Source organism: Paenibacillus litoralis (genome assembly GCF_046244365.1).
GTDB lineage: Bacteria > Bacillota > Bacilli > Paenibacillales > NBRC-103111 > Paenibacillus_V.
Genome location: NZ_CP176395.1, coordinates 4,369,264 through 4,394,672, shown reverse-complemented (window position 1 = coordinate 4,394,672; position 25,409 = coordinate 4,369,264). Strand labels below are relative to the sequence as shown.

Genomic DNA, 25,409 nt, shown 5'->3' with positions numbered 1-25,409 from the left:
GAACCTCCTCTCCCGGAGTGCTTACGCTCCCGTTTCCACTACTTTTTCGCTTTGTACCAGTCGTTCACGTCTTTTGTCATCTCAGCCCCGCCTTGCTTCGTCCATTGCGCAACGAATTCGTCGAATGTATCGATCGGGGAAATGCCAAGCACGATTTTCGTAAAATATTCGTTCTCCAGTTTGTCGAGGGAAGCCGAATGCTTGCCCATCGAAGCGGTCGGGATGCCGGTAAATTTCGTCTCCATCAGCACCTTGTTGATCATTTCGATATTGGGCTCCAAATTGAATTGTTCGCCAAGCGATTTGAGCTGCACATAATAAGAGGCGCGATCGCTCGGCGTGACTATGTTGGTAAGCGAGTTCCGGTATACATGCTTGTTGTGCTCCTCGAAATTGGTGACTACCTTTCCGTCTTTGTCGCGTGTCCATATTTGGTTCTCGAAGCCGAGCAGCAGATCGCTGTAGCCTTTTCCGACCATGAAATTCAACATTTTCACCACGGAATCGGCATTTTTGCTTGTAACCGGCACGACATTATAGGTGGCGATCAAATTACCCGCGACCGTTCCCGATTTGCCGTCTTTGCCGATAGGGAAGCCGGCCTCGACCCATTTGGCATTCGGATCGTTCTGCTCATTTGTCAGAATCTCTCCGCGCCGCGCGCTCCACAGTCCAGAGTACAACCCGGCTTTTCCGCTGCCGACCTTCTGCCCGACTACCTGCGACTTATTCAGCGCCCATTCCTGATCGATGATTTTATCTTTGTACAGTCCCGCCAAAAATTGCAGCGCCTGCTTCATTTCCGGCAGCGTACTGGAATAGACGAGCTGACCGCCGCGGTCAACCCATTGCCTGCGCTGCACGCCGAAAGCGCCGAAAAATGGCGTCGTATTGTTCAGGTTTTCGCCGATCAGCAGCCCAAGCGTGTCCTTCTTGCCATTGCCGTCCGGATCTTGCTCCGCAAACGCCTTAGCGACGGCAACATAGTCGTCCAGCGTCTTCGGCACCTGCAGCCCGAGGCGGTCGAGCCAATCCTTGCGCACCCACATCAATTCCATTGCCTGCGTCTTGTTGATGCTCGGAATCGCATAGATTTTGCCGTCGATCGTAACGCTGTCCCACGCTTCCTTCGGAATCAGCTTCTTCAAATCGGCGCCGTATTTGTCAATCGAATCGTTGAGCGGCTTGAGCGCCTTCTGGTTGATGTAGTTGACGACCCAGCTAGGGTCGCCTACTTTGATCATATCTGGAAGTTCGCCGGAAGCCATGATCACGTTCAACTTCTCGTTGTATCCGTCTGCCGGCGGCACGATCGCTTTGATGTCCAGATTCGTATTTTGCTTGATGTAATTGATGTACGGGTTGTTGCTGTCGTCCATGCCGTCCGGATACTTGTACGTATTGCTGATCACGATGCTGATTGGCACCGGCTTCTCGTCCACTTTTGACGTGGACGGCGACGTTCCGGCTTCTCCAGCCGAACCGGTCGAATTGCCTCCGCAAGCCGTTACCAACGTTAGCGAACCGATGAGAACCGCAAAGCATAATCCTCGTACTCCAGACCGCCTGTGCAAACTTCCCAATTGACGTTTCATCGAGATTCCCCTCCTAATTGTCGCTTATCCTTTTACCGAACCAAGCATAATGCCTTTGACAAAATACTTCTGCAAAAACGGGTAGACAAGCAAAATCGGTATTGTACTACAGATGAGCGCTGCACTTTTGAGCGATTCCATGGCGAGCATCTGGCGCTCCAACCCGTCGGTCAGGTGAATTTGGGTATCGTTCAGTTGAATCAGATTGCGCAAATACACCTGCAGTGGGTATAACTTTTTGTCGTTTACATACAACACGGCATCGAAAAACGCATTCCAATGGCCAACCCCGTGAAACAATGCAATGGTCGCGATCGCAGGCATGGACAGAGGCACAACGATGCGCAGCAAAATGCCCAAATTGCCGCAACCGTCTATGCGGGCTGACTCCTCCAGCTCGTTCGGCACACTTTGAAAAAAATTTTTCATGATGATAACATTAAATGCGCTTAATGCACTGGGAATGATGTAGGCCCAGAAGCTGTTGAGCAAGCCCGTCTCTTTGACGACCAAGTAAGTTGGAATCATGCCGCCGCCGAAAATAAGCGTGAACGCAAGCATGAACAACACCGTTTGCCGGCCATAGATGTACGATTTGGACAGCGGATAGGCGAGCAGGCAGGTAAGCGTAACGTTGACGGCGGTGCCGAGCAGCGTTCGTTCCACGCTGACCACAGTAGCATTGACAAATGCGTCGTCACCAAGCACTTCCCGATAGGCGTGCAGCGTCCACTCCACCGGCCAGAAGACGACTTCGCCAGTCATGATGGCGCGGTAGCTGCTGAACGATAGTGCGAGCACATGCACGAACGGAGTAACGGCAAGCAAGGCAAATGTGCTGAGCATGATACTGTTGGCCAGTGAGAATAATTTCTCCATACGACTTATTGTCATGATGATGTCTCCTTACCAAATGCCCGATTGTCCTAGTTTTTTGGCTAATCTGTTGGCCGCAACCACGAGTATCAGACCGATGACCGATTTGAACAGCCCGACGGCGGTAGAGAAACTGAATTGCCCTTGCGTAATGCCGACGCGGTATACGAATGTTTCAATGACGTCGGACACTTCGTAGACGATAGGATGGTATAATACGAAAATTTGCTCGAAACCGACATCAAGCACATGGCCAAGCCGCAGTACGAACAAAATTACAATGGTGCTTAGCAACGCGGGAAGCGTGATGTGCCATATTTGTCGCCACTTGTTCGCCCCGTCTATGATCGCAGCCTCGTACTGCTGCGGATCGATGCCGGCAAGCGCTGCCAAGTATATGATCGCCCCCCAACCGACCTCTTTCCATATGTCGCTGACGACAAGTACCGAACGAAACCATCCTGGGTCGGCGAGAAAAAAAACCGGCTCCAAGCCGAACATTTGAATGATCCGATTGACTATGCCTTCGGTCGGGGAAAGCACATTGATCAGAATGCCTCCGATAATAACCCACGACAAAAAATGGGGGAGATAGACGAGCGTTTGTATAGAGCGCTTAAACCATGCGCGTCTAACTTCGTTCAACAGGATGGCAAGAACGATCGGCCCGGGAAATCCCCATACCAGCTTGTATAAGCTAATCAGCAGCGTATTACGAAATATGCGAAAAAACTCAGGATTGGTGAACATTTCCTGGAAGTGTGCAATCCCTACCCACTCGCTTGCCCGAATGCCGGTGAACACGCTGTAATTCTGAAAAGCAATGACGATGCCCCACATCGGCAAATATTTAAACACCACTAAATAAACGATCCCCGGCACCATGATCAAGTACAAGTCCCAGTATTTTCGCAAATTGTTTCTGACAGCTCGGTTTGCCGCCGGATATTGTACCGCTTGAGGAGCGGGCTCCAGCATCTCTCCTCTGCTCATTGGCTCACCCCTGTCCATTTCCTTTCGGTATTTCGGATCCGATACAGCAATACTACAAGGGTGCGGTCCGAAACACTAGGTGAGTAGCATGACATCTTGTCGCTATTTTGGTAGTTTTATGACATTTACGAGACTTTTTATCGAAGATTACAAAAAAAACGAGCTCTCCCACTAACTCGGAGTGCCCGATCAAATAGTCAAAAAATTAGAATTACAGCAGATTCAAGATAGCGTACGCAACGCTTCAGGGGTGAAAGGCTTCAGCTCGTCAAGCCGGCCATCGCGAACCTTAGCCGCCCATGCCGGATCAACCAGCAGCGCACGGCCGACTGCAACCAGATCGAACTCTCGATTGTGAATCTTGTCGGTCAAGTTATCCACGTTCACCGTACCTGCATTTTCCCCTCTAAACGAAGATAGAAACTCATTATCCAGACCTACGGAGCCCACAGTGATTGTAGGTTTGCCGGTTAATTTTTTAACCCAGCCTGCGAAATTCAGATCGGAACCGGCGAACTCCGGTTCCCAGAAGCGGCGGGTCGAGCAGTGAAATACATCAACGCCCGCTTCTACAAGCGGCGCAAGGAATTTGGCCAGTTCATCCGGATTGGCTGCCAATTTCGCCTCGTAATCACTTGATTTCCATTGCGATATCCGCAGTAGGATAGGGAAATCGGGTCCTACGGCGCGACGGCAAGCCGCAATAATTTCAGCCGCAAAACGGGTTCTTTTCACAAGCTCTCCGCCATAGCTGTCGGTGCGTTGGTTCGTTTTCTCCCAGAAAAACTGATCGATCAAATAGCCGTGAGCACCATGAAGCTCAATCCCGTCAAAGCCGATCCGTTTGGCATCCGCCGCCGCTTGTGCGTAAGCAGCAACAACGGAATCGATCCTTTCCTGGCTCATCGGCTCATTGACTTTTTCCCCGGTCGCGAGATCCAAGCCTGAAGGTCCGATCGGCAACTCCTCCGGGTTCGGAACGGCTCCTACCTTACGGTCTGTGCCGATATGCCACAACTGCGGCATAATCAGCCCGCCGGCTTCATGTACTTCCGCGACGACGTTAGCCCAGCCCTTCAGTGCTTCCTCCCCATGGAAATTCGGAATATTCGGATTATTGGTGGCAGCCGGATCGTTGATCAGAGTGCCCTCCGTAATAATAAGCCCTACACCGTTCTCGGCACGGCGACGGTAATAAGCAGCCACATCAGGACCCGGCACTCCTCCGGGAGAGAAGGCTCTCGTCATTGGAGCCATGACGACCCGGTTCTTTAGCTTCAAAGTACCAAGCTTGAAGGACTCGAATAAAGGTCCTAGCTTGGAGGCAGGTTGGATTTTATGATTATTCATTTTAGCATTACCTCCATTATGAATAAACTCTGGTTAATAAGCCTCACCACTTAAACTGTCATATATATTATTACAGTTATTGAATTTATTATACCATACTATTTCCAAAAGCACTACTTTTAACATACCGCCTTCTATTGTGAAAATAATTTATACTTAACTCTGAAATCATGAAATCATTATTCAAAGGTATTTTAATCTCTTCATCTTTGAGACAATTACGTCTCCAGTACCGAATAAACATCCGTGGTGGTTTTCACATAACATCCATGAGTATTTTTTAGAAACTATATAGTATTCGAAGCGAGAACACTCTCGAAGGATATTTTGCACGAACTGCGTCCGAAAAACCTATGGCAGCGTATAACAAAGCCAGACCAACTGCGCATCGACGTACTCGAGCGCGACCTTCAGCACATTTAGCAATTGATCCACATCGAACAGCACGGCACCCCACCGGCCAGCGAAGCGCCGAAGATAAAGAAAGAGCCTTCCAAGCTGCAAGGCGCGTTTAAGGCCATCGACCAGGCTTTTATCGCGATTGACCAAGAGCGGCGGCAGATGCAGTAAGAGGAATTTAGGCGCAGGATGAAGGAACAAGCGAAGTTGCAAGAGCGTTACCGGTATCAGGATCGAGATCAAAGATGGGAACGTGAAGCGCCCATCCTATTGAAACCCTCTGATAAGTTTCAACCACTTCTTTTGTAATGTTCTTCAGATCGTTGATTTGCATGATACGCTCAATCTGTGAAAATAAACGCTGCAATACTCTAAAGTTGCCGTTTGTAATACGTACAATTGATCCATCCGCTTCCATATCTGTAAGATCATCAAAGTTTAGAGTTTGGGATAATTAGGACCATTTCTTTTCAAGTTATTAACTCCAATCCCTTAAATGTGTTGTCTATACAAAAAGACGCCTTCTTATTAAAGAAAAGCGCCCTATTGTAGAATAAAGCGAGTTCGTTTTCAATAAAGGCGTCCCCTCTAAAATAAAGATGTTTTCAAAAACGCATCCCCTGTAGGGTAGTCTAAAGGTTTCACTACCACTTTATTCACTTTTTTTAAGCACCACTAGGTTTCCTTTCATTCCTTCACGGCTGAACCCAATACCGGTTACCATTTGAATTGGAAACACTTCTCCACGGTCAAAGTATTTACCGAAGTATCGGTCGACTGCTTGTCCTGTCACAGGGACAAAATGACCCTCTTCTATTTTTTCACGACAACCTCTGAGCAACATCATGCCACCCGGCTTGAGGATGCGGGCAATCTCTCGTGCAAATTGATCTCGTTCCACTTCGGCAATTGAATGAAAACAGCCGCGATCATTTACAAAATCTACGGACTGGTCCTCAACCGGTAAATCTAAGACATTTCCATGACGCCAGTCAACCTGCACCCCAGCCTCCTTTGCCCGTTCAGCAGCGATCCTGAGAGCTTCTGCACTTAGATCCACTCCAATCATATTCAATCCGTGTTGGGCAAGAAAAACTGCTTCTCGACCAGCTCCACAACCAACATCCAAACCCACTGTCTCCTTTGGAAAGTTTATAGTGGCAATAAAAGCAATCAACTCCTGTGACGGATACGAAAGATCCCACATATCGCGAAAACTCCCATTGATATACGCTTCGTCCCAACTCATTTTTTACACCTGCCCATAAATTTTTTTCCTTAATACCCATTCTGTCCAATCCACTAAATTTCCTGTAAAATGTACTCCTTATTCTACAAAATGGCCCGTTTGTTGAGTAAATATAATACCACACTCCCAAACTAACCTACCCGTTAGCGCAACGAGGCTGCCGGTGTATATCGGCAGCCTCGTTCTGGTTGAATATTAAGTATTTAGTGATTGGGTTAATATGTATAGATTCTACAATCCCGTCATAAGGAGCAAGAACGTCAGCACCCATCCGCACCAGTCCTCATTGTTGCGTCCATCATTCCTACACTTTCTCATCCATCCATCCATCTACAAATTTTTCAATTACACAGTCACAACCTAATGCATCTCCAATATGAGAGGTAATTGGCCATCTGGATGTTCAGACACAGTAAATGCATGATTGTAAACTGGATGAATAATAACCACTTCGATTGATGTCATATTCATATGTCCACCTCCACCTTATTCCTTGCTTCTAACATAAAGTTTTCTACAAACGCTTGCTAATATCCTTTATTTGGAATTAGGCAAATCTGCCCTATAGTTGAGAAGGGGGCCCACCTTACTTTTCAAAAATAACGACGGTACAATTCTTTTCGCCGCTCCATAGATTTGAGTAGTCGATGCTTTTTCGTGGCTCAACATCCCTTGAATAATATCTAATGGAGCGCCGTTATCTAACAATTGACAAGCATATAGTAGTTTCATAACTAAACCCTCCCAACTTATTTATATCCTTAGCTTCGCAAGGATTGGGAGGGTATAATCAAGGTATCCATTTATTTGTTAATAAGTTAGTGTGTCCCGTTAACTGAATATTTCAGTCGCTTTCTTTAAGAAATTCTATTCCCGCCATCTGTTTTGTCTCGCTGAAGTAGCGCGACTGATTCCTCGGCAACACTTCTAATAAATTTATGGTAAACTATTTAAATATTCGACAAACCGTAGTCCCCCCCCATCATCACCTCTATATCAAGGTTTGAACGCGATGATGCTAGTAAAATATACTAGAACAAGATGCGCTGCCGCCTGTTTGAATGGTTACAAGTAAGTACCATAATGGGTGAAGCTCTCATAGTGAAAGGAATTGGCTATGTGAAACATAGAAAGACGCTCGCTCTAATTATGATCGCTGTCACTCTCTTGACAACGTACTTTGTCCTTCACTCTTTTCGTGTATTCGACTCCAATACATTCGTGGCGAAAAATGGTGTTCTTTCATTGCAGCATTGGGATTGGCAGGATGAAAAAACCATTGCGCTTGATGGAGAATGGGACTTCTATCCAGATGAATTAATTGTGCCAAGCCCGGATGTGGATGTCTTTGAACGTTATAAGAACAAACGCCAATCCATTCCAGTACCTGCAGCGTGGGATCGCTATAGAGCTGAGAACGCTACTCCTTATGGAACAGGCACGTATCGCTTGCTTATTCATGTTCCGGAGGATGACCGTTACGGTGTAAAGCTGAATACGATTCGAAATGCCAACAAAGTGTATGTAAACGGGGAGGAGCTTGGCTCAGCAGGTGTTCCTTCAAAAAACACCGAAGAATATCACTTCGATTACAAAAAGTATGTCGTACTGGAAAATAGTAAAAATAAACAAATAGAGCTTGTTATACTAGTTGCTAATTATGACTATGCCGTTGGCGGTATTGTCAATTCGCTCTATTTCGGTCCAGCCGATCAAATATTAGCAAAACAAGGCCGTGAAAAATTCATTGAAGCCTTTCTCATTTCCGGCTATTTTCTGTTTTCATTTATATACTTTACGACATATTTACAACACAAACGGAAATTCCGGTATGAGCTCTATTTCAGTCTATTCAGTTTAGCGCAAGCTGTACATATATCTACGATAAATGAAAGATGGATCTACTTACTATTTCCGGAGCTCAACCCATCCTCACAACTAGGAATACAAGCCATTTCACTTACACTTTTCGTTTTGTTTTTCCTACTATTTGTTTATCATTTCTTCAACATGTCTGCCAGCAAAAGGATCGTCACTGCATTAAGTGCAATCTTAGGATTTCAAGCCTTGGCGGTGTGTGTGTTAAATATGACCATTGATCTAATGGAAAAGGTTCCATTTCCGCTCATTCAACTCATTGTTTCAGGGACTACGGCTATTGGTTATGTGTATATTTTTATTATGCTGCTAAAAGCCTATAAACAAAAAACGGATGAGTCTGACTATGTGCTGATCATCGTTTTTACTTTTGCTGTTTATGGTATTCTACTCGCAATTGTCCTGCTATTTGATGTGGATATCGAAATCCCGTCACTTCTTTTGTTTTTACTTATGGTGATGAGCTTGGCGCTACTAATGAGTCACCGTTCACAGCAGGCATATAAAAAAGTGGAGGAACTGTCCAATGAATTGCTTGAATTCGACCGAATGAAGGATGAATTTCTAGTCAAAACATCACACGAGCTCGGCACTCCGCTCCACGGCATTATGAATCTTTCTCAATCGCTGCTGGAGGGTGAAGAGGGGCCTTTAAAAAGAAAACAACAAGAAAGTGTTATTTTGATACACTCGGTTAGTAGAAGATTGGCAGGCTTGGTTAAGGAGCTTCTATTTATTTCTAAAATAAAGCAAGGTGAGGTTTCTTTTACATCCAGACCGATCGAAATTCGAATTATTGAGGAAGTGCTCGCTGAGATTGCCTATGTCATGCCGCCCGCTCCGTCTGTTCAATTGATCAATACGATCCCAGAAAACTTGCCGCTTGTCTACACCGATGAGCAAAAGCTAAAGCAAGTTTTCTTCAATCTGATCTACAATGCGATTAAATTCACTAAGCAAGGAACAATCACGATCTCAGCTCAAATCATAGAGGAACAGATGCACATATCGGTTGAGGATACAGGTCCAGGTATTGCTGCAGAGTACCATGACCTCATATTTACAACCTTTTATCAAGTTGAAAGCAGCCGGAGCAGGGAATCAGAAGGACTTGGTTTGGGATTAAGCATTACCAAGAAAATTGTGGAGAGTACAGGCGGACGTATTTGGGTAACTTCAGAAATAGGTAAAGGCTCATGCTTCACCTTCACGATCCCGCTGGCTACTAATCAGCAGCTATTCGAGCATAACGAAATAAACAATCACGAAATGAACGAACAAGTTTCGTCTGCCCAAATGAAAAATCGGGAGATGAAGCAGTCGCAGGTTATCCTGCCTACAAAAGTGGAAGGATCAAAACCGTATACGATATTAGTTGTAGATGACGAGCCTGCTAATTTGAAGGTGCTTATTAATATGCTTCATTCGCTTCATTATAGCGTAATTGCAGTAGGCAGCGGGCAGGAAGCACTCGACATCATTGAAACGGAAAAAGTGGATCTATTAATTTTAGATTTAATGATGCCCCATATGACGGGATATGAGGTCTGCAAAACGATCAGACAGGAGCAGGACTTAGTAGACTTGCCTGTCATCATATTAACAGCCGCAGGACAATTGTCTGACTTAGTTGTATCCTTTCAATTAGGTACCAACGATTACTTGCAAAAGCCTGTTAATTTGAAGGAATTAGAGATGCGAATCGAGTCCTTATTATTGATGAAAAAATCAGCACAGGATGCTGTGGAGCATGAACTCAGCTACTTCTACGCTCAGATTACACCGCATTTTTTATACAACACACTCAATTCGATTATTACGCTAAGTTGGACTGACCAGCAAAAAACCCAAACTGCATTAGAACATCTTTCTACCTATTTCCGAGGAAAGCTGGATTACCAGAAGCAGCGCTCACTCATCCCTTTGGATGAAGAAATACAATTAGTGAAGGCGTACTTAGCGATAGAACAAATGCGCTTCGAAGAAAGGCTTCATATCGAATACAATATCGACGAAACGATTCAAACCTATATCCCAGCAGTGACACTACAACCGCTAGTAGAAAATGCTGTTTGTCACGGGATCTCCAAAAGTAAAAATGGTGGAACGCTGCGTCTTACAATCGAGCGGGAGCAGCAACATATCCAAATCACAATAGAGGACAATGGTGTGGGGATTCCTCTAGAAAAGCAGCAAGAGCTATTGCGTGGTCGAAATGAGCGATTGGGCTTTACAAATCCATTTAGAAAGCTTTCGCTTATTAAAGGAGCTCGTTTTCAAATGATCAGTGAAGTGGGCAAAGGGACAACGATCATCATTCATATGCTCGAGATCAAAGACAACAGGCAATTGTTCTAATTTTCACTCATACATAAGTGAAAACACCTAATCAACCAAGATGTTCGTCCCCAGCATATACAGTGGCATAAAAGGACGAGGGCAACCCGCCTCTCCATTTAAATAATAAATTCAATCTTATGATGATAGCCCTCACCTGAAAGACAAGGTGGGGGCTATTTGACGCTTACGCCTCTCTCTCCTACTCGATTATTAAGCCCCTCTATTTTTGTTAACTAAAGTTCTTATAAGCGATATTATAAATAGTGCGAGAAAAGCATACCCCATTTTTACATATAGTGAAGTAATTTTATGCGAAGTCGTAGGTTTATCAAAAAATATAAAGTAACCCAAATATAAAACATACACAATTGTACATACCGTAATGATATCAACGATACGTTTTATGATTTTTTTTGTCATACACTCACCTCCGTCAAATAATTGAATAAACATCGATATGAAATGTGCATTGCAACAAAACTGATGACGAGCAAGTCCTCCCCTGGAATGTAAGTATTAACGAAACCTGCCAGTTAGCTTAACGCCCGACGCCAGTCTACAACTTTATTTTCTCGGTCTAATACTTTGTTTTTAGTTTAACACTTTATTTTCTCAAGAGAAAAATAACGAATGTATATTTGCTTGTAAAGATACTCTCTCAAGACAATCACCACGCATAACTGCCCGTTACTTCAACAAACTTTCTGGCATCTCCGTTACATCAAAAGTGCTGTATAGAATCCGCTTGCCGTAATCGGTCGGCCCGGGATCATGCACGTGATCGCCGACCTTTCGGTCATTCAGCCTGAGCTTGAAATAACCGATGCCGGATACCAGTACTTTAGCTCTGTCTGCATGAAAGTGCTTAATATACCGGAGGCGGAGTAGTCCAAGGTGACGGAACCGTTGGTCAAAGATATTATTTGTATCCATACCCTTACCAATTGCCTAAAATAGGGTCAAGTTCTTGTCGCGCATCAACAAACGGGTCAAATTCTTGTCGTCCGTCCGCGACAAGAACTTGTCCGAATGAACAAAAAACCCGCATCCTATGCGGGTTTGAATCGGGCTATGTTCTTGTCGTCCGACATTTCAATTTCGTGGGTTTTTGTTTTGTTTAATAATCTTACGAATGAAAATCCTGACCATCAAGTACTTCTTTTACGTATCCGGTACGGATTACAAAATCGCCGAAATGTTCATCTTGTTGCCGTTCCTTAGCATACTGATTAACGATCGGTTGCAGCGATTCCAGAATTTCCGTTTCGCCGATGTTTTCCTTATATAGCTTGTTCAGACGGTTTCCGGAAAAGCCGCCGCCCAAGTACATATTGTATTTGCCAGGCGCTTTTCCTATGAATGCAATTTCCGCTAACATCGGACGTGCGCATCCATTCGGGCAACCGGTCATGCGAATGACAATTTCTTCGTCGCGCAAGCCGGCTTCTTCAAGCATCGGCTCGATCTTATCAAGCAGCGACGGCAAGTAACGCTCCGATTCCGCCATGGCCAAACCGCAAGTCGGCAAAGCCACGCATGCCATCGAATTTCTGCGCAAAGCGGAATATTGGATCCCGTCCGTGAGCCCGTATTCCTTGATCAATGCTTCGATTTTTTTCTTTTTCTGGCTGCTAATATTACCAATAATTAGGTTCTGATTCGGAGTGAGCCGGAAATCCCCGTTATGCAACTTAGCAATTTCCCGCAGCCCTGTCATCAGCTTATAGTCATCCTCATCTTTTACCCTGCCGTTTTGGATAAAAAGAGTAAAATGCCATTTTCCATTGCTCCCCTTCACCCAACCATAGCGATCCCCGTTATGATCAAATTGATAAGGACGCGCATCCTCAAGCTTCCAGCCCAAACGATTGTTAAGCTCATTAACAAACCATTCAAGACCGCGATCATCGATCGTATATTTAAAACGCGCGTGTTTGCGCACCGCACGGTCGCCATAATCCCTTTGGATCGTGACTGTCTTCTCTGCCACATCGACGATTTGCTCAGGCAAGCAAAAGCCGATCACACGAGAAACTTGAGGGTATGTTTTCGGATCGCCGTGACTCATCCCCATGCCGCCGCCAACCGTAACGTTAAAGCCCTTGAGACGCCCCTCTTCAATGATCGCAATAAAGCCGAGATCTTGAGAAAATACGTCTACATCATTTGACGGAGGCACGGCCATGCCGATTTTGAACTTGCGGGGTAGATAAACAGGCCCGTAAATCGGTTCTTGCTCTCCCCCGTCTTCCACGCTTTCCACTATTTTCTCGCCATCCAGCCATATTTCATGATAAGCCTGAGTCCGCGGATCCAAGTGAACGCTAACCTTACGCGCCCATTCATGAACTTCTTCGTGTATTTCGGACTGGTACGGATTCGGGTTGCACATGACGTTACGATTCACGTCGCCACATGCGGCCAGTGTGCTGAGCATTGCATCGTTTACTTCCCGGATCGTGCTTTTTAAGTTCCATTTAATGACGCCATGCAATTGGAAGGACTGCCGAGTAGTAAGACGAATCGTTCCATTCGCGTACTTCTGTGCAACATGGTCCATCATCAACCATTGCTCCGGCGTGATGACTCCGCCAGCCGCACGAACGCGAAGCATAAATTGATAAGCCGGCTCCAGCTTCTGTTTATTCCGTTCGTTGCGCAAATCCCGATCATCCTGCATATAGCTGCCATGGAATTTCATAAGACGGTTATCGTCTTCGGGAATGGAGCCGGTGATTAAGTTTTCCAGAGTTTCGGTAAGACTACCTCTAAGGTAATTGCTTCGGATCTTAATCTGTTCTACATCGCTATGTGGCGCGCTATTCGGCGACAGCAAGTTATTTTCTGACATATGTTTATCTCCTCTCGCAATCTTTGGGACTCGGAATTAGTAAACATCCCGCTGATAACGTTTTTGCTGCTGCATACCATTCAAATACTCGGCCGCTTCCTCTTGGCTTAAACCGCCTTCACGCTCAAGAATGGTGGCCAAGGCCGCATGGACGTCATGCGCCATTTTCTTTTCGTCCCCGCACACATACACATAAGCGCCTTCCTGCAGCCATTTATAGACTTCGCTTCTCTTCTCCAGCATCCGGTGCTGTACATATACTTTTTGATCCGTATCGCGGGAGAATGCTACATCCATCCGCGTCAAGACGCCATCCTTAAGCCAGCGCTGCCATTCCAGTTGGTACAGAAAATCGGTGGAGAAATGCTGATCGCCGTAAAACAGCCAGCTTTTTCCTTCCGCACCCGTTTCTTCACGTTCACCAAGGAATGCTCGGAACGGAGCGACTCCCGTACCCGGTCCAATCATGATGATCGGCGTTTCCGGATTCACCGGCAGCTTGAAATTATCGTTTTGTTGAATAAAAACCGGTAATGCCTCCCCCGCTTGCACGCGTTCGGAAAGATGTACGGAGCATACGCCATACCGTTCTCTGCCATGGGCCTCGTAACGTACCGTGCGTACCGTGAGATGCACCTCATCCGGGAATGCTTTCGGGCTGCTTGCAATCGAATACAAACGAGCAGGAATTTTCCGAAGGATCGCTGCAAAATCAGCCGCAGGAATGCCTTTAAGCGAGTAATCCTGCACCAAATCCAGCAAATCGCGTCCATTTATATACGCTCTGAGCTCTTGTTCGCGGCCCGGCTCGATCAGTTCTTTTAGCCCGTTATTCGAAGTAAGCTTTGCCGCCTGCTCCAGCAACGGTTTCGTTAGAACGGTAATTTCGAAATGCCGAAGAAGCGCATCCCTCAACGATTTCTTATCGCCGTTCTTATTGATCGCAACTTGTTCATTCGCGTTCCACCCCATCGCTTCGATCAATTCATCTACAAGACGAGGGTGGTTTTCAGGATATACGCCTAAGCTGTCGCCTGGCTCGTACTGGAGATTCGACCCGTCGATGGAGAGCTCGATGTGGCGAGTTTCACGGTCCGATCCGCGGCCGTTCAGATTTAGATTTTCCAAGATTTCAGCTTGAAACGGGTTGGATCTCGAATATTCGGATTCCGTTGCGATCGCAACCGCTGAAGCGACTGCCCCGCTTGCGTTTGCCGTCGATGCCGAAGCAGCGCTCAATGAATCCAAAACATTTTTCATCCACTCAGTAGCGGATTCCACAAAATCAACATCGCAGTCGATACGCGGTGTAAGACGTTTGCCTCCAAGCTCTTCCAGACGAACATCGAAATCCTTGCCGGTTTTACAGAAAAACTCATATGACGTATCGCCCAGCGCTAGCACGGAATACCGAAGTCCCTCTAATTGAGGAGCCCGCTTGCTATGGATAAACTCGTAGAAGGAAATGGCGTTATCCGGCGCATCGCCTTCCCCGTGAGTACTTACCAAGATCAGCAGGTTTTGAACCTTTTTCAATCCGTTCGGTTTGAAGTCGCTCATCGAGGAAAGCGACACCTGGAAACCTTGGTCCTCCAGCTTTTTGGACACTTTCTTGGCAAGCCCGTGCGAGTTGCCGGTCTGCGATCCGTATAACACGGTCACTTCCTTGGAAATCGCTTCTACGCTTGGCGTTACAACCGTCAGCGGTGCAGCAATAGCTGTCGTCGCGGCCACTTCTCTGTGTAGAGCCGCTAGATACCCGCTTAGCCAAATTCGTTGACTTTCCGTGAGCGAAGGCAAAAGACGATTGAGCAACTCGGCTTGCTCCTGATTAAAGGGGCTGTTTGTTATTTGAAGATCCAACGATATCCACCTCACCTAACATGCAATGATCCTAATTCCTAGTATTAGCATCAGAGTATTTTATCTCTATTGAACCTATCACAGCAAGCCTTAAGGGTCAATTAGAATGTTCTTATAAGATTGATTAGTTTGATTGATAAAAGAACGATTTATAGCGTTCTCCAATATAAGTTTACATAATATTTGTTATGTATACTTATAATGTGCGCATATAGCGAAATCAAAGCAACGTCGAACTAAGTGAACATATTATTTATTATGTAAACTACAAACGCGCTACCCCAACCTTTTACACCCGCCCTAGTTTTTGTTTAGTTACGTTGAATGTTAATGTTATAAATAATTATTTATCGCACGCCAAAACAGCTCCGTTCTCATTAAATCCCCCTCTTCGTCTTGTTTTATAGGACGTCCCGTTCACTTAGCCTGAATGCTGAACAAATAAGTTAAGATCCCTCTGTTTTTTTGGTTATGGAACTGTTTTTCAAATGTCATGCCGATTTTCTCCGCGACTCTTTTGGAAACATAATGATCATACGGCATATTGGCGCATATCCGAGACAAGCCGAGCTCTTTCAATCCGTAGTGCAAACATGCGTCGGCCGCTTCAACTGCGTAACCTTTGTGCCAGAAAGGCCAATGGATGATATAGCCGAGGTCTCGCTCCAGCGTTCCATCGATTTCGGATACCTGAATGCCGACATCGCCGATCAATTCGCCGCTCTCCTTCAACTCTATCCCCCATCGGCCATAGCCGTGTTTTTCATAAGAAGCGATGCTTCTCAACAGCCAACCTTCCGTTTGTTCCTTTGTAAAAGGAGCAGGCCAAAACGACATGGTTTGAGCATCAGTTAGAATAGGAAGCAGACGCTCCATTTCCTCCATCATATACGGCTTGATAAGAAGTCGCGGTGTTTCAATCAGCGGTTTCATTTTAAAGTTATCGTCCTTCCATTCGTTGATTCGCCGTTTAGAAAAACGGGGATTTTCCCTGAGATGTTATTCATAGCATGCTTTAGCTGCTTGTTGTCTACATGCGTATAGATTTGCGTCGTCTCGATGCTGGTGTGGCCCAGCAGCTCCTGCAGCGTTCGTATGTCAGTCCCGCTGCGGATTTGCATGGTGGCGAAGGAATGGCGCAGCTTATGGCTGGACAGTTTTTTGGCGTGCAGGAAAGGAAGCTTTGCCTTCAGCTTCGCGAACATGTCTTCCGCTATCGTTTGAACCATCCTAATAGAAAGGCGCCTTCCAAATTGCGAAACGAAAAAGGCCTCTTCTTTCCCCTTATAAGGCTCGAGGCGTTCTTCCAGAGATTGTCGTAAAAGTGCGTGCAGGACGTCAGGAAGCGGAATGACCCGCCACTTGCGACCTTTACCCAGCACGTGAATCGATCCGTCCTGCGTAAGATCCTGCATGTTTAACCGGTGAATTTCTCCAACGCGCAAACCGGCATAGGTCATCAAGCATAATATGGCCATATTCCGCGTCCGATATTTCCCTTCAATCGATTCGAACAAGACTTCAAGCTGATCCTCTTCCAAATATACGGGAATCCGGTTTTTCTCTTGCTTGGACTTGGCAATCATCGCCGCCGGATTCGTTTGCAGGATTTCCAGTTCCATTAGCGCTTTATAGAATGCTCGAATGGCGGCCAGTTTCCGATTCCTCGATTCATCCCCTGCTCCGCGCTCCCGCGACTGCGACAAATAGTCCATCATTTCCACCTTGCCGATCCTTTTCAATTCCGAAGGATAAACGGTATGCAGGAACCTATGGGCGTCGCTCATATAGGCGTGCTGCGACGCTTTCGTCATCCCGCGGTTTTTCATCCACATGGAAAACAGCCGCAGTTCATTCTCATACTTTTCCAAAACCTCGTGTCTAAGAGCGTTCATTATTGCCTCCGTCAAAGCTAAGCTTCTCTCTACATGATACCGAAAAGAGGACTCACAATGCAAATTGCGTGAAATTCGTATTTCATGCAATTAATTATTGGCAGAAATTAGCCTGCATCAAAGCCTTCGATTCAGTGATTATACCCATGTAAAACAACAACCCTCCCATTTCGGCCGATACCGATTTAAAAGGGTTGTTCCTCGCATTTCGAAATTCGAACCGTCTGCTCAAAAGCGAAACCGAGCATGTCCGCCGTCTTCCACATCTTCGATGCCTTCCAGCTTCAGCATTTTACTCTTCATCGTAAGGCCGCCGCGGAAACCCGTTAGCTTGCGGTCAGCACCGATAATCCGGTGACAGGGCAGAAATACGGGCAACGGATTGGCACCATTCGCCGCACCGACAGCGCGTACCGCATTCGGTCTGCCGATCATCTCCGCGATGTCGCGATAGGTCCGGATTTCGCCATAAGGCACGCGTCCCAGCGCTGTCCACACCTCTCGTTGAAACGACGTTCCGATCAAATCCAACGGCAACTCCGCGAATGAAACTCGTTCCCCTGCAAAATAAGCCTGCAATAAATCGATCGCACCGGTTCGCCGCAAAGCTGCCGGGTCCTCTTTCGGTTCGACGCCCGGCATGTAACGATCCAGCCAACCCTGAAAATCCTTCAGTCCTTCATGCGGGAAAATAACGCGGCAAACGCCAAACTCCGTCGCAAGCAGAAGCCAGTCTCGTCCTTCAATCATTAATTTGACCCAATTCAATTGAGTTCTCATCGTTAGACCTTCCTTTGCATTTATTTCTCTCTGATATTGATAATCGATCCGTTATTGCGATCGCGCTGCGGTTCTCGGTACACATACGGTAAAGCGCCGCTTTTGTTCTTGTCGCTCGGCTGTGAGCCGCGTTGCTCGGTTACCATGAGGAGCGGTACCGGAAGTTCAAAGACATGACGTCTTCGTATGCATGAGCGGAGTGCTTTTATGCCACTTTGTATATTACCTTATTTTTAACAGTATTAATAGAAGCAACGAAGTTGTGACAAAAAGTTTCTTTCATTAATCTATCCGGAAGTTGAAATAGACAGAAGGGAAGTCAAACGATGCAAAAGGGACAAGCTCTTGTTGTCCGACTGCGACAATAACTTGGCGCTCGACTACAAATAAACCCCAATCCCCCGTACCGGCAGTTGGGAATCGGGATTTATTAGCTTTACAGCTTTCTGAGCAAACTGATTGCTTTGGGGTAAGTGAATTCAAATCCGTACTTCTGATACAAGCCGATAGCCGGCACCTCTGCCAGCAAAAGAACGTCGGCATCCTTGGGGATATGCAGATTTAAGTACTCCGTTATCTCATCCATTAGGACTTTATCCAATCCCTTGTCTTGATACGAGCGGTTAACGGCAATATCGACAACTTGATAATAGCACCCTCCATCGCCAATAATTCTGCCCATTCCAATGAGTTCGGAATCGTCGTTTCGTATCACTACCGAAAAAACCGAATGGCTCAGCGCCGTTCCGGCAGCCGATTCCTCCTTTTGACTTAAGCCTGCTGCCAGCCTCAATTCCAAGTACTCTTTTATCCCTGGCCGTTCATGCAAAATATTCACTCGGTCTCCTCCTTTTTCCTTGGCACATCGTTTCTCCTCCCCCTCATCTTCTATGTTACAACATTCATGCAAGTGAGAAGGCCAGTATCCAAGGGCTTTGAAGGCAACAGATTCCTTGGAAATCAAGATTATCTTTGCACTTTAAGGTTTTAAATTAGTGTTTGTTTCATGTGAGCGCTTTTGCTATAGTGGAATTCTACCGGTACGATTAGGAGGGACGCAGATGCACTACTACAAGCCAATTGAAATCGCCCGAGAGCTTAGCATTAGTACGAGCGCCCTGCGGCATTATGAAGCTTGGGGAGTCATCCCGGCCCCCGCCCGCTCTGCGAATGGATATCGTCTGTATACGAAAGTGCATTTGGCTTATTTCCGCTGTATTCGCGCTATGTTCCCGGGATTCGGCGTCTCGATCTCTTGCGACGTGCTTCGTCACATTCAAAATGCCGATATGGACATCGCCTTCTGGCTAGTCAATAAAGAACAAGCCATCCTCCAGCATGAAAAAGCCGTAGCCGATCAAACGCTTGCGCTGCTTCAAGACCCCGAACTTCCGCTCGTGGCAAATAAAAAGCTCAAAACCCACATGTCCATTGGGGAAGCGGCTGCTCTTACCAATGTACAAGATTCGGCAATCCGGCACTGGGAAAAAGAAGGACTGATCAAGCCGGAAAGAGATCCCGACAATGGCTATAGGATCTTCACCCCCATGCACATCCGGCAAATTTTGCTCATCCGCACCCTGCGAAGAACCGTTTACTTTCTGGAGAATATGAAGGAAATTGTCCAAGCAGTGGAACATCAAAGCATCGAGAAAGCCAAAAAAGTCACGGAAGACGCCCTATTTAGCATTCACCAGCGCAATCGCAAGCAATTTTATGGCGTTCATCAATTGGTCGAGCTTTGTAAAGAGGTCGGCCTGGTGGTGCCGGAGTAACTGTCTCATTAATAAATAAAGCCCCGACCGCAAGGTCGGGGCTTTCCGTATGGGAGCGAAATTTACTCAACTTTTGAATCGAAGCGTGATTTCATGAAGCTCCTGCGCCATATCCGTAAGGGCGTGGACCGCGGATGATATTTCCTCCATCGTAGCCAATTGCTCCTCCGAGGCGGCTGCTACGCTTTCCGTTTTGACAAAGGCGGATTTCGTAATGTTCTCCATATCCTGAAGGGAAGCGGTAATCTGCTCGCTGCCGGCCGACATTTGCTCCGACGAGGCGGATACCTCTTGCATTTGATTGGCAACCTCCTGGACCGACTGCATAATGCTGCGGAACGCTTCGCCGGCCTCCTGCACGATGATCGAGCCGCTCTCGACTTCTTTGTTGCCCTTCTCCATCGAATCGACCGCCAGCTTGGTTTCGCTCTGAATCTGACGGATGATGCTCGAAATTTGATCGGCCGATTGCCGCGATTGTTCAGCCAGCTTGCGCACCTGATCGGCCACGACGACAAAGCCCTTCCCATGCTCGCCCGCACGCGCCGCTTCAATCGCAGCGTTCAAAGCGAGCAAATTCGTTTGGGACGAGATGTCCGTAATGGCGTCGACGATCTTCCCGATCTCCTTGGAACGCGTCCCCAGTTGATTGACAAGCACAGCGGAATCGCTGACCGACTCGCGAATCGACTCCATTTGTGCGACCGCCTTTTGAATGGCTTTATTTCCCTCCTCCGCGTCTTTAGATGCATCCATGGACATAGCGGAAACGCTGCCCGAGAAGTCGGCGATCCGATTGATGCCGATGGCCATTTCCTCCATGGCTCTAACACTTTCCGTCGTGCTCTGAAGCTGTCTATCCGCACCTGCGGCTATTTCTTGAATCGCAAGAACGACTTGATTGGTCGATTGGCTGGATTGCTCCGAGCTTGCGAGCAGTTGCTCCGAACTAGCCGACAAATTTTGCGATTCCGTCCCGATCTTGACGATGATTTCTCTTAATCCGGCGATCATGCCGTTAAAATCATGCGTCAGAAGTCCGATTTCGTCCTTGGAACGATAATCGCCTTGTACCGTCATATCGCCCTTTTGCGCTTTGGCCATCCAGTGCTGAATGCTCCGTATCGGTCCGGTAATCATATTGGCGATCGCATATCCAAGCGCCGAGCACAGCAGTACCGTCAATATCGTTACGATCACGATAACGGCCGTAGCGTTTCGGGAGCTATCGATGCTTTCCTCGTAAAAGAGCTTCGCATCCTCTTCGTTAAATTGGACCACGTTCTCCAGGCTCGCGATCATTTCGGCACGAATCGGTTTAAAAGAATTGACATACTCTTTATGTGCTTCTTCTTTCTTGTTAGCTACCGCGAGCTCATCGACCTTCTTCTTCGCCTCGTTGTTTTTGGGAATCAGGTCGACGAATTTCTTGTATTGCTCCTGTGCCCGCGGCGACAATACGATTTGCTCAAGCTCTTTACGCGTCGCCTGATTTTTATCCCTCGTTTGGGTAATTTGCTGTTGGATTTTGGCTACGATAGCTTCGTCCTTCGCAAGAAGCAGTTCAAGCTGCAAAGCGTCCATTTGGGAATTACCGAACAGAAGCGCTTCAATCAGGCTATTGGGCATCATCTTCTCTTCATACATCGAACGGGCATTGTTCCCCATCGATTGCATAACGCCGAATCCCGAGATCCCGATAACCAGCAGGAAAACGATCGCCAGCCCGATAATTCCGAATATTTTGGTTCTAATCTTCAAATTGCGAATGTAGCTCATGTTGGCAGCATCCTTCCTCATCCTCTTTCGTATAGTTGCCTTGACCTGCAAGGCGATAACCGGAGACGGCGCGGTTTCCGTGAAATGACGTTGCAAGCTTCCCTAGCAAGTCGGAAGGCAACAAAAAATCCACCCCAAAAAAGGATGGATCCCCAAGGAAACCCCCTATTTTCGGCGGCTCGGCTGCCATAGAATGCAAGCATTCCTTAGGCCCGCAGCTTTGCGTCCTTCTCTTTAGAGAAGTTTGCCATTATCGGATACGGGTATGTAAGTTCTTTCGAAAGTATAATATAGCCTTTTTGAAAACACAAGACCTATTAACTAAACTTTTACAAACCATCTAGGGCCACCGTAACGAAAAAGACTTGCCCACATAGGGTATGCACGGAAATCCAGTGCCGGAAGTCTATGTTTTCTCGGTATTATTTGACAAAAACACAAGTCTGTTATATTCTCTGGTTTGTCCGGACAAAACTACTTTTTGGAATGGGGAAAACATCATGAAAAGTCTTCTTTCGAAACTGGCTTTGTCAAGCTTAGCCCTTGCCACCCTAATTTTGCCTCTCGGCACTTCTTCCGCCGAAGCGAAGAAAGACCATTCGTCCGAGAATAAGAAAAAGCCTAAAATATCGCTGTTGATCCCAGGTCAAGCGAACGACGGCGGCTTTATGGAGTCCGCATACAAAGGTCTGATGAAAGCGAAAGACGAGTTCCGCATTAAGGCGAACTACGTAGACAATATCCCTCACGATACGGCGCAAATCGCCGATGCGCTCCGCAAATTGGCCAAGAAGAAACCCGATATGATCATTGCGCATGCAGGCCAAAGCTCGGAAGCGGTCAAGCTGGTGGCTAAAGAATATCCGAAAATCAAGTTCGTCAACACGCAAACGAATTTGACGGGCGATAACTTGTCCAGCTATCAAGTGAAGCAAGAAGAGTCCGCTTGGCTGGCAGGCGCCGCGGCTGGTCTGTTGACCAAAACGAATGTTGTCGGACATATTTCCGGCGCACGCGTAACTCCTGGCTTTTATGGCCGCGCCGCTTTCGCCGACGGCTTGAAACATACGAATCCGAGCGCTCGGTTCGTGACAACCTTCACCGGCAATCAAGACGATGCTGCCTTGTCCAAGAAGGTCGCGCAAGCCCAAATCGATGCAGGCGCCGATATGATTTTCACGATGCTGAACGGGGCACGCGCAGGCGTAACCGAAGCAAGCCGGGAAAACGGCACGTTCCAGTTCGCCAACGTTCGCGACTTTTATGCCGATGCGCCTGATGTGTTCATTGGCTCGGCGATCGCCGATGCCGGTCTGACCGTTTACAGCGCCATCAAGGATTTGGTCGAAGGCGACTGGCAGCCGAACACGGTCGTCAAAATCGGATTGGAAAATCCGGATGCGATCCGTCTGGCTCTTGCCCCTTCCGTTCCGCAGCAAGTGAAGGATCAAATTGCCGTTTTCGCCGAGAAAATCAAGTCCGGCGAAATCGAAGTCAATGTAACCTACACCGGCCCTGAGTTTACGGTAGAGTAAACTCACGCACGAATAAACCCCTTTCCGCTTCCCTTCGGAGGCGGAAAGGGGTTATTTGTTTATGCCGCAGGAAATCGCATCGTGATGTCGGCACCGCCAGCTTTATGATTGCGCGCCGTAATATTCCCGCCGCAGCGCTCCACAATGGCGCGTGATATGGCGAGACCGAGCCCGGTCTCGCCATCCTTCCCTTTCACGAAGCGGTGAAACAGATGCGGAAGCAGCCCGTCCGGGATGCCGTCTCCATCGTCGGCAATCGAAATTTCTATCTGGTTTTTGTTGATGCCGGCGTTTATCCGAATCTGATTGCGCGCGTAGCGAGTCGCGTTCGAAACGACATTTAGCATGGCCTGAAGCAACTTATCCTTGTCCGCTTGCACCGTTAAACGCCTAATGGAATCCACGTCAACAACCGTTTGAATATGGAGCCCGTTTTTGACTAGGAGCGGATTGATTCGTACAACGGTCTCCTTTACCATCTCGGCGATACTGACGGTCGAAAAGCGGAAGCTGTCTTCTTCGCCATCCAGCTTGGCCAGCAGCGTCATTTCGGTCACGATGTTTTTCAATCTTCCGCTTTCGCTAATGATAATGTCGAGCCCTTTGCGCACCCGCTCCCCTTCGAATACTCCGTCGCGTATGCCTTCCGCGTAACCGGAAATCGACATTAACGGCGTTTTCAATTCATGAGAAGCATTTTGGATAAATTGCTTTTGGATCCTGTTGTAACGCTCGAGCTCCTCCGCCATTTCGTAAACCGTTTGCGCGACGTCGCCGATTTCACCGCCCGTCTTGACAAGCTTGACTTCGGAGAAACGGCGGTTCTCCACTTTGCGGAGTTCCCCCCTCAGCTTCATAAGCGGTTTGATCAATCGGCGCGTGATGAGCAGACTTAACAGAAAAACCAATACCCCACCGATGCACAGCACGATAACAAGTCGTCCCATTACCGCTTGCTCGACCGCTTTAATCTTGCTCATGGGCGTAAATAACGTTAACGTCCCTTCTTCAAGCGTGTTCGATGCGACGAGAAACCGGTCTTCGCTGCCGACATGAAGCGTCTGAACGGTTGCAGTCGGCGATTCTTGAATTGCACGGGATTCGATACTTTTCACGGTCATCTGGCTTGAAGCTTCAGAAAGCGTGCTATAAACGATCTTCGCATCGCGATCGGTAAGAATGGCGTCAATGCCCAAGACCGGCGAAACCGATATGGGCATCGCGATCGCTTGCGCTTCAACGGGAACGGCCGATGTCTTCATTTGCATGGAGATGGTTGAACTTATTTCCTTCATGTCTTTCTTCTGGGCTTCGATAAAATGGTCAAGCAGCACATAGTGAAAGATTACGGCCGTAACCGACAGAACAAGTAGGAGCAGGGCGCCAAAAGCGACATTAATCTGTACAAACAGCTTCATCCTCGGCCCCTCCCCCATCCGTTCGCAGCCGATAGCCGTGTCCCCACACCGACTCAATCGGCAAATGCTCGATTTTTTTGCGCAATCGTTTTAACAAATGATCGACGGCGCGTTCGCTGCCGAAGTAGTCGTCGCCCCAGACGAGGGTTAATAGCTCGTCTCTCGTATAGGCGCGGTTCGGCCGTTCGGCGAACGCTTTAAGCAAAGCGAATTCCTTGGACGTCATATCCACTTCCTCCCCGCACCAGAAAACCCGCCGTTCCTCCAGCACGAGCTGCAGCTGTCCGGCTCCGACCTGCAGAACAGGGGAGGTTTCGTTCCTGTTTTCCTCGATCGTCTTGAGCTTGTACCAGCGATGAAGCTGACGCTTGATCCGGGCGACCAACTCACGGGGGCTGAACGGCTTCACCAAATAGTCGTCGCTCCCGAGTTCCAGCCCCAATATTTTATCCACTTCGTTATCCTTCGCGGAAATCATGATGATCGGCACTTCGGCCTCGGCGCGTATTCGTTTGCAAAACTCATAGCCGTCCATCCCCGGGAGCATGATGTCAAGCACCCACATATCCGGCGGGGCCGCTCTCCACAGCTCCAGAGCTTCTTCTGCATTCGCAAGCGTTACCGTCCGGTAGTTCTCCTTCTGCAAATAAGCCTCGACAAGCTCACGTATATATTGATCGTCATCTACGATAGCAATGCGATAATCGTTCATTCCTGGACCTCCATAATCAGCTCTACCTATTATATTACCAGAGCGGGCCGCACACAGGGGGAATGCCATCGTTTTTCCACATTCCATTACATGGATTGCCACAATTCGCCGGTACACTGGG

At 47.4% G+C, this 25,409-nt stretch carries 22 protein-coding genes and 1 riboswitch; of the genes, 4 read left to right on the top strand and 18 right to left on the bottom strand.

Translation table 11 applies throughout. The annotated features are described in order from the left end of the window. Window positions 1-38 precede the first annotated feature (38 nt). The 5 genes from ACKGJP_RS18300 to ACKGJP_RS18280 all read right to left on the bottom strand — a co-directional run bounded on the left by ACKGJP_RS18300 (window position 39) and on the right by ACKGJP_RS18280 (window position 5,147). Window positions 39-1,595: an extracellular solute-binding protein gene (locus ACKGJP_RS18300; RefSeq protein ID WP_409340268.1), complete on the bottom strand. Its 1,557-nt coding sequence runs from the start codon at window positions 1,593-1,595 to the stop codon at window positions 39-41. Between the two features lie 24 nt (window positions 1,596-1,619). Then, window positions 1,620-2,489, bottom strand: coding sequence for a carbohydrate ABC transporter permease (locus ACKGJP_RS18295; RefSeq protein WP_409340267.1), 870 nt, complete (start codon window positions 2,487-2,489; stop codon window positions 1,620-1,622). 12 nt (window positions 2,490-2,501) lie between these two features. Further along, window positions 2,502-3,464, bottom strand: coding sequence for an ABC transporter permease (locus tag ACKGJP_RS18290; protein ID WP_409340266.1), 963 nt, complete (start codon window positions 3,462-3,464; stop codon window positions 2,502-2,504). A 222-nt stretch (window positions 3,465-3,686) separates the two neighbouring features. Further along, window positions 3,687-4,814 (bottom strand): NADH:flavin oxidoreductase, encoded by a 1,128-nt coding sequence (locus tag ACKGJP_RS18285; protein ID WP_409340265.1) that lies wholly within the window; start codon window positions 4,812-4,814, stop codon window positions 3,687-3,689. A gap of 183 nt (window positions 4,815-4,997) precedes the next feature. Beyond that, on the bottom strand, window positions 4,998-5,147 hold the full coding sequence (locus tag ACKGJP_RS18280; RefSeq protein WP_409340264.1) for a DUF6756 family protein: 150 nt from the start codon (window positions 5,145-5,147) through the stop codon (window positions 4,998-5,000). 93 nt (window positions 5,148-5,240) lie between these two features. Between ACKGJP_RS18280 and ACKGJP_RS18275 the strand changes: the two genes are divergently transcribed. After that, window positions 5,241-5,384 (top strand): hypothetical protein, encoded by a 144-nt coding sequence (locus ACKGJP_RS18275; RefSeq protein WP_409340263.1) that lies wholly within the window; start codon window positions 5,241-5,243, stop codon window positions 5,382-5,384. A gap of 7 nt (window positions 5,385-5,391) precedes the next feature. On the opposite strand, the gene ACKGJP_RS18270 is transcribed toward ACKGJP_RS18275, so the two are convergent. From ACKGJP_RS18270 to ACKGJP_RS18260, 3 genes are all read right to left on the bottom strand, one after another. Continuing rightward, window positions 5,392-5,631, bottom strand: a complete 240-nt coding sequence (locus ACKGJP_RS18270) for a hypothetical protein (protein WP_409340262.1) — start codon at window positions 5,629-5,631, stop codon at window positions 5,392-5,394. A gap of 234 nt (window positions 5,632-5,865) precedes the next feature. Then, the gene (locus tag ACKGJP_RS18265) at window positions 5,866-6,462 is read right to left on the bottom strand and encodes a class I SAM-dependent methyltransferase (RefSeq protein ID WP_409340261.1); all 597 of its coding nucleotides are present in this window, start codon (window positions 6,460-6,462) and stop codon (window positions 5,866-5,868) included. Between the two features lie 537 nt (window positions 6,463-6,999). Further along, a complete protein-coding gene (locus ACKGJP_RS18260; protein ID WP_409340260.1) occupies window positions 7,000-7,194 on the bottom strand; it encodes a hypothetical protein in 195 nt (64 codons plus the stop codon). A 387-nt stretch (window positions 7,195-7,581) separates the two neighbouring features. On the opposite strand from ACKGJP_RS18260, the gene ACKGJP_RS18255 reads away from it, so the two are divergent. Next, window positions 7,582-10,698: an ATP-binding protein gene (locus tag ACKGJP_RS18255; RefSeq protein WP_409340259.1), complete on the top strand. Its 3,117-nt coding sequence runs from the start codon at window positions 7,582-7,584 to the stop codon at window positions 10,696-10,698. Window positions 10,699-11,367: 669 nt separating this feature from the next. On the opposite strand, the gene ACKGJP_RS18250 is transcribed toward ACKGJP_RS18255, so the two are convergent. The 7 genes from ACKGJP_RS18250 to ACKGJP_RS18220 all read right to left on the bottom strand — a co-directional run bounded on the left by ACKGJP_RS18250 (window position 11,368) and on the right by ACKGJP_RS18220 (window position 18,907). After that, complete coding sequence (locus tag ACKGJP_RS18250) at window positions 11,368-11,613, bottom strand: alpha-L-rhamnosidase N-terminal domain-containing protein (protein WP_409340258.1); 246 nt, start codon at window positions 11,611-11,613, stop codon at window positions 11,368-11,370. 193 nt (window positions 11,614-11,806) lie between these two features. Continuing rightward, complete coding sequence (gene cysI / locus ACKGJP_RS18245; protein ID WP_409340257.1) at window positions 11,807-13,531, bottom strand: assimilatory sulfite reductase (NADPH) hemoprotein subunit; 1,725 nt, start codon at window positions 13,529-13,531, stop codon at window positions 11,807-11,809. Between the two features lie 36 nt (window positions 13,532-13,567). Then, a complete protein-coding gene (locus ACKGJP_RS18240; protein ID WP_409340256.1) occupies window positions 13,568-15,394 on the bottom strand; it encodes an assimilatory sulfite reductase (NADPH) flavoprotein subunit in 1,827 nt (608 codons plus the stop codon). Between the two features lie 417 nt (window positions 15,395-15,811). Next, a complete protein-coding gene (locus ACKGJP_RS18235; protein WP_409340255.1) occupies window positions 15,812-16,327 on the bottom strand; it encodes a GNAT family N-acetyltransferase in 516 nt (171 codons plus the stop codon). Continuing rightward, window positions 16,324-17,289, bottom strand: a complete 966-nt coding sequence (locus ACKGJP_RS18230; RefSeq protein ID WP_409340254.1) for a tyrosine-type recombinase/integrase — start codon at window positions 17,287-17,289, stop codon at window positions 16,324-16,326. Before ACKGJP_RS18230 ends, ACKGJP_RS18235 begins: the two co-directional genes overlap by 4 nt. 228 nt (window positions 17,290-17,517) lie before the next feature. Continuing rightward, window positions 17,518-18,069: a methylated-DNA--[protein]-cysteine S-methyltransferase gene (locus tag ACKGJP_RS18225; protein WP_409340253.1), complete on the bottom strand. Its 552-nt coding sequence runs from the start codon at window positions 18,067-18,069 to the stop codon at window positions 17,518-17,520. Between the two features lie 436 nt (window positions 18,070-18,505). Then, window positions 18,506-18,907, bottom strand: a complete 402-nt coding sequence (locus ACKGJP_RS18220; RefSeq protein ID WP_409340252.1) for a GNAT family N-acetyltransferase — start codon at window positions 18,905-18,907, stop codon at window positions 18,506-18,508. Between the two features lie 223 nt (window positions 18,908-19,130). Here ACKGJP_RS18220 and ACKGJP_RS18215 point away from each other — a divergent pair, with 223 nt between their 5' ends. Then, window positions 19,131-19,844 carry a TioE family transcriptional regulator gene (locus ACKGJP_RS18215; protein ID WP_409340251.1) on the top strand — a complete coding sequence of 238 codons (714 nt, stop codon included), beginning with the start codon at window positions 19,131-19,133 and terminating at the stop codon, window positions 19,842-19,844. Window positions 19,845-19,910: 66 nt separating this feature from the next. Here the strand turns inward: ACKGJP_RS18215 and ACKGJP_RS18210 are convergent, their stop codons facing one another. Then, the gene (locus ACKGJP_RS18210; RefSeq protein WP_409340250.1) at window positions 19,911-21,623 is read right to left on the bottom strand and encodes a methyl-accepting chemotaxis protein; all 1,713 of its coding nucleotides are present in this window, start codon (window positions 21,621-21,623) and stop codon (window positions 19,911-19,913) included. Between the two features lie 170 nt (window positions 21,624-21,793). Beyond that, a riboswitch (cyclic di-GMP riboswitch) is annotated at window positions 21,794-21,882 on the bottom strand. A gap of 241 nt (window positions 21,883-22,123) precedes the next feature. Between ACKGJP_RS18210 and ACKGJP_RS18205 the strand changes: the two genes are divergently transcribed. Further along, on the top strand, window positions 22,124-23,158 hold the full coding sequence (locus ACKGJP_RS18205; RefSeq protein WP_409340249.1) for a BMP family protein: 1,035 nt from the start codon (window positions 22,124-22,126) through the stop codon (window positions 23,156-23,158). 59 nt (window positions 23,159-23,217) lie between these two features. Here ACKGJP_RS18205 and ACKGJP_RS18200 read toward each other — a convergent pair whose 3' ends face one another. Both ACKGJP_RS18200 and ACKGJP_RS18195 read right to left on the bottom strand, forming a co-directional pair. After that, complete coding sequence (locus ACKGJP_RS18200; RefSeq protein WP_409347033.1) at window positions 23,218-24,576, bottom strand: sensor histidine kinase; 1,359 nt, start codon at window positions 24,574-24,576, stop codon at window positions 23,218-23,220. Continuing rightward, window positions 24,554-25,288, bottom strand: coding sequence for a response regulator transcription factor (locus ACKGJP_RS18195; protein ID WP_409347032.1), 735 nt, complete (start codon window positions 25,286-25,288; stop codon window positions 24,554-24,556). The genes ACKGJP_RS18200 and ACKGJP_RS18195 overlap by 23 nt, the downstream gene beginning before the upstream one ends. Between the last annotated feature and the right edge of the window lie 121 nt (window positions 25,289-25,409).

Coding starts and splice junctions, on each gene's coding strand:
- ACKGJP_RS18235 (WP_409340255.1), bottom strand. CDS start 16,327: ATGAAACCGCTGATTGAAACACCGCGACTTCTTATCAAGCCGTATATG.
- ACKGJP_RS18210 (WP_409340250.1), bottom strand. CDS start 21,623: ATGAGCTACATTCGCAATTTGAAGATTAGAACCAAAATATTCGGAATT.
- ACKGJP_RS18225 (WP_409340253.1), bottom strand. CDS start 18,069: ATGAGAACTCAATTGAATTGGGTCAAATTAATGATTGAAGGACGAGAC.
- ACKGJP_RS18290 (WP_409340266.1), bottom strand. CDS start 3,464: ATGAGCAGAGGAGAGATGCTGGAGCCCGCTCCTCAAGCGGTACAATAT.
- ACKGJP_RS18230 (WP_409340254.1), bottom strand. CDS start 17,289: ATGAACGCTCTTAGACACGAGGTTTTGGAAAAGTATGAGAATGAACTG.
- ACKGJP_RS18195 (WP_409347032.1), bottom strand. CDS start 25,288: ATGAACGATTATCGCATTGCTATCGTAGATGACGATCAATATATACGT.
- ACKGJP_RS18215 (WP_409340251.1), top strand. CDS start 19,131: ATGCACTACTACAAGCCAATTGAAATCGCCCGAGAGCTTAGCATTAGT.
- ACKGJP_RS18265 (WP_409340261.1), bottom strand. CDS start 6,462: ATGAGTTGGGACGAAGCGTATATCAATGGGAGTTTTCGCGATATGTGG.
- ACKGJP_RS18270 (WP_409340262.1), bottom strand. CDS start 5,631: ATGGAAGCGGATGGATCAATTGTACGTATTACAAACGGCAACTTTAGA.
- ACKGJP_RS18300 (WP_409340268.1), bottom strand. CDS start 1,595: ATGAAACGTCAATTGGGAAGTTTGCACAGGCGGTCTGGAGTACGAGGA.
- ACKGJP_RS18250 (WP_409340258.1), bottom strand. CDS start 11,613: ATGGATACAAATAATATCTTTGACCAACGGTTCCGTCACCTTGGACTA.
- cysI (WP_409340257.1), bottom strand. CDS start 13,531: ATGTCAGAAAATAACTTGCTGTCGCCGAATAGCGCGCCACATAGCGAT.
- ACKGJP_RS18295 (WP_409340267.1), bottom strand. CDS start 2,489: ATGACAATAAGTCGTATGGAGAAATTATTCTCACTGGCCAACAGTATC.
- ACKGJP_RS18200 (WP_409347033.1), bottom strand. CDS start 24,576: ATGAAGCTGTTTGTACAGATTAATGTCGCTTTTGGCGCCCTGCTCCTA.
- ACKGJP_RS18205 (WP_409340249.1), top strand. CDS start 22,124: ATGAAAAGTCTTCTTTCGAAACTGGCTTTGTCAAGCTTAGCCCTTGCC.
- ACKGJP_RS18260 (WP_409340260.1), bottom strand. CDS start 7,194: ATGAAACTACTATATGCTTGTCAATTGTTAGATAACGGCGCTCCATTA.
- ACKGJP_RS18285 (WP_409340265.1), bottom strand. CDS start 4,814: ATGAATAATCATAAAATCCAACCTGCCTCCAAGCTAGGACCTTTATTC.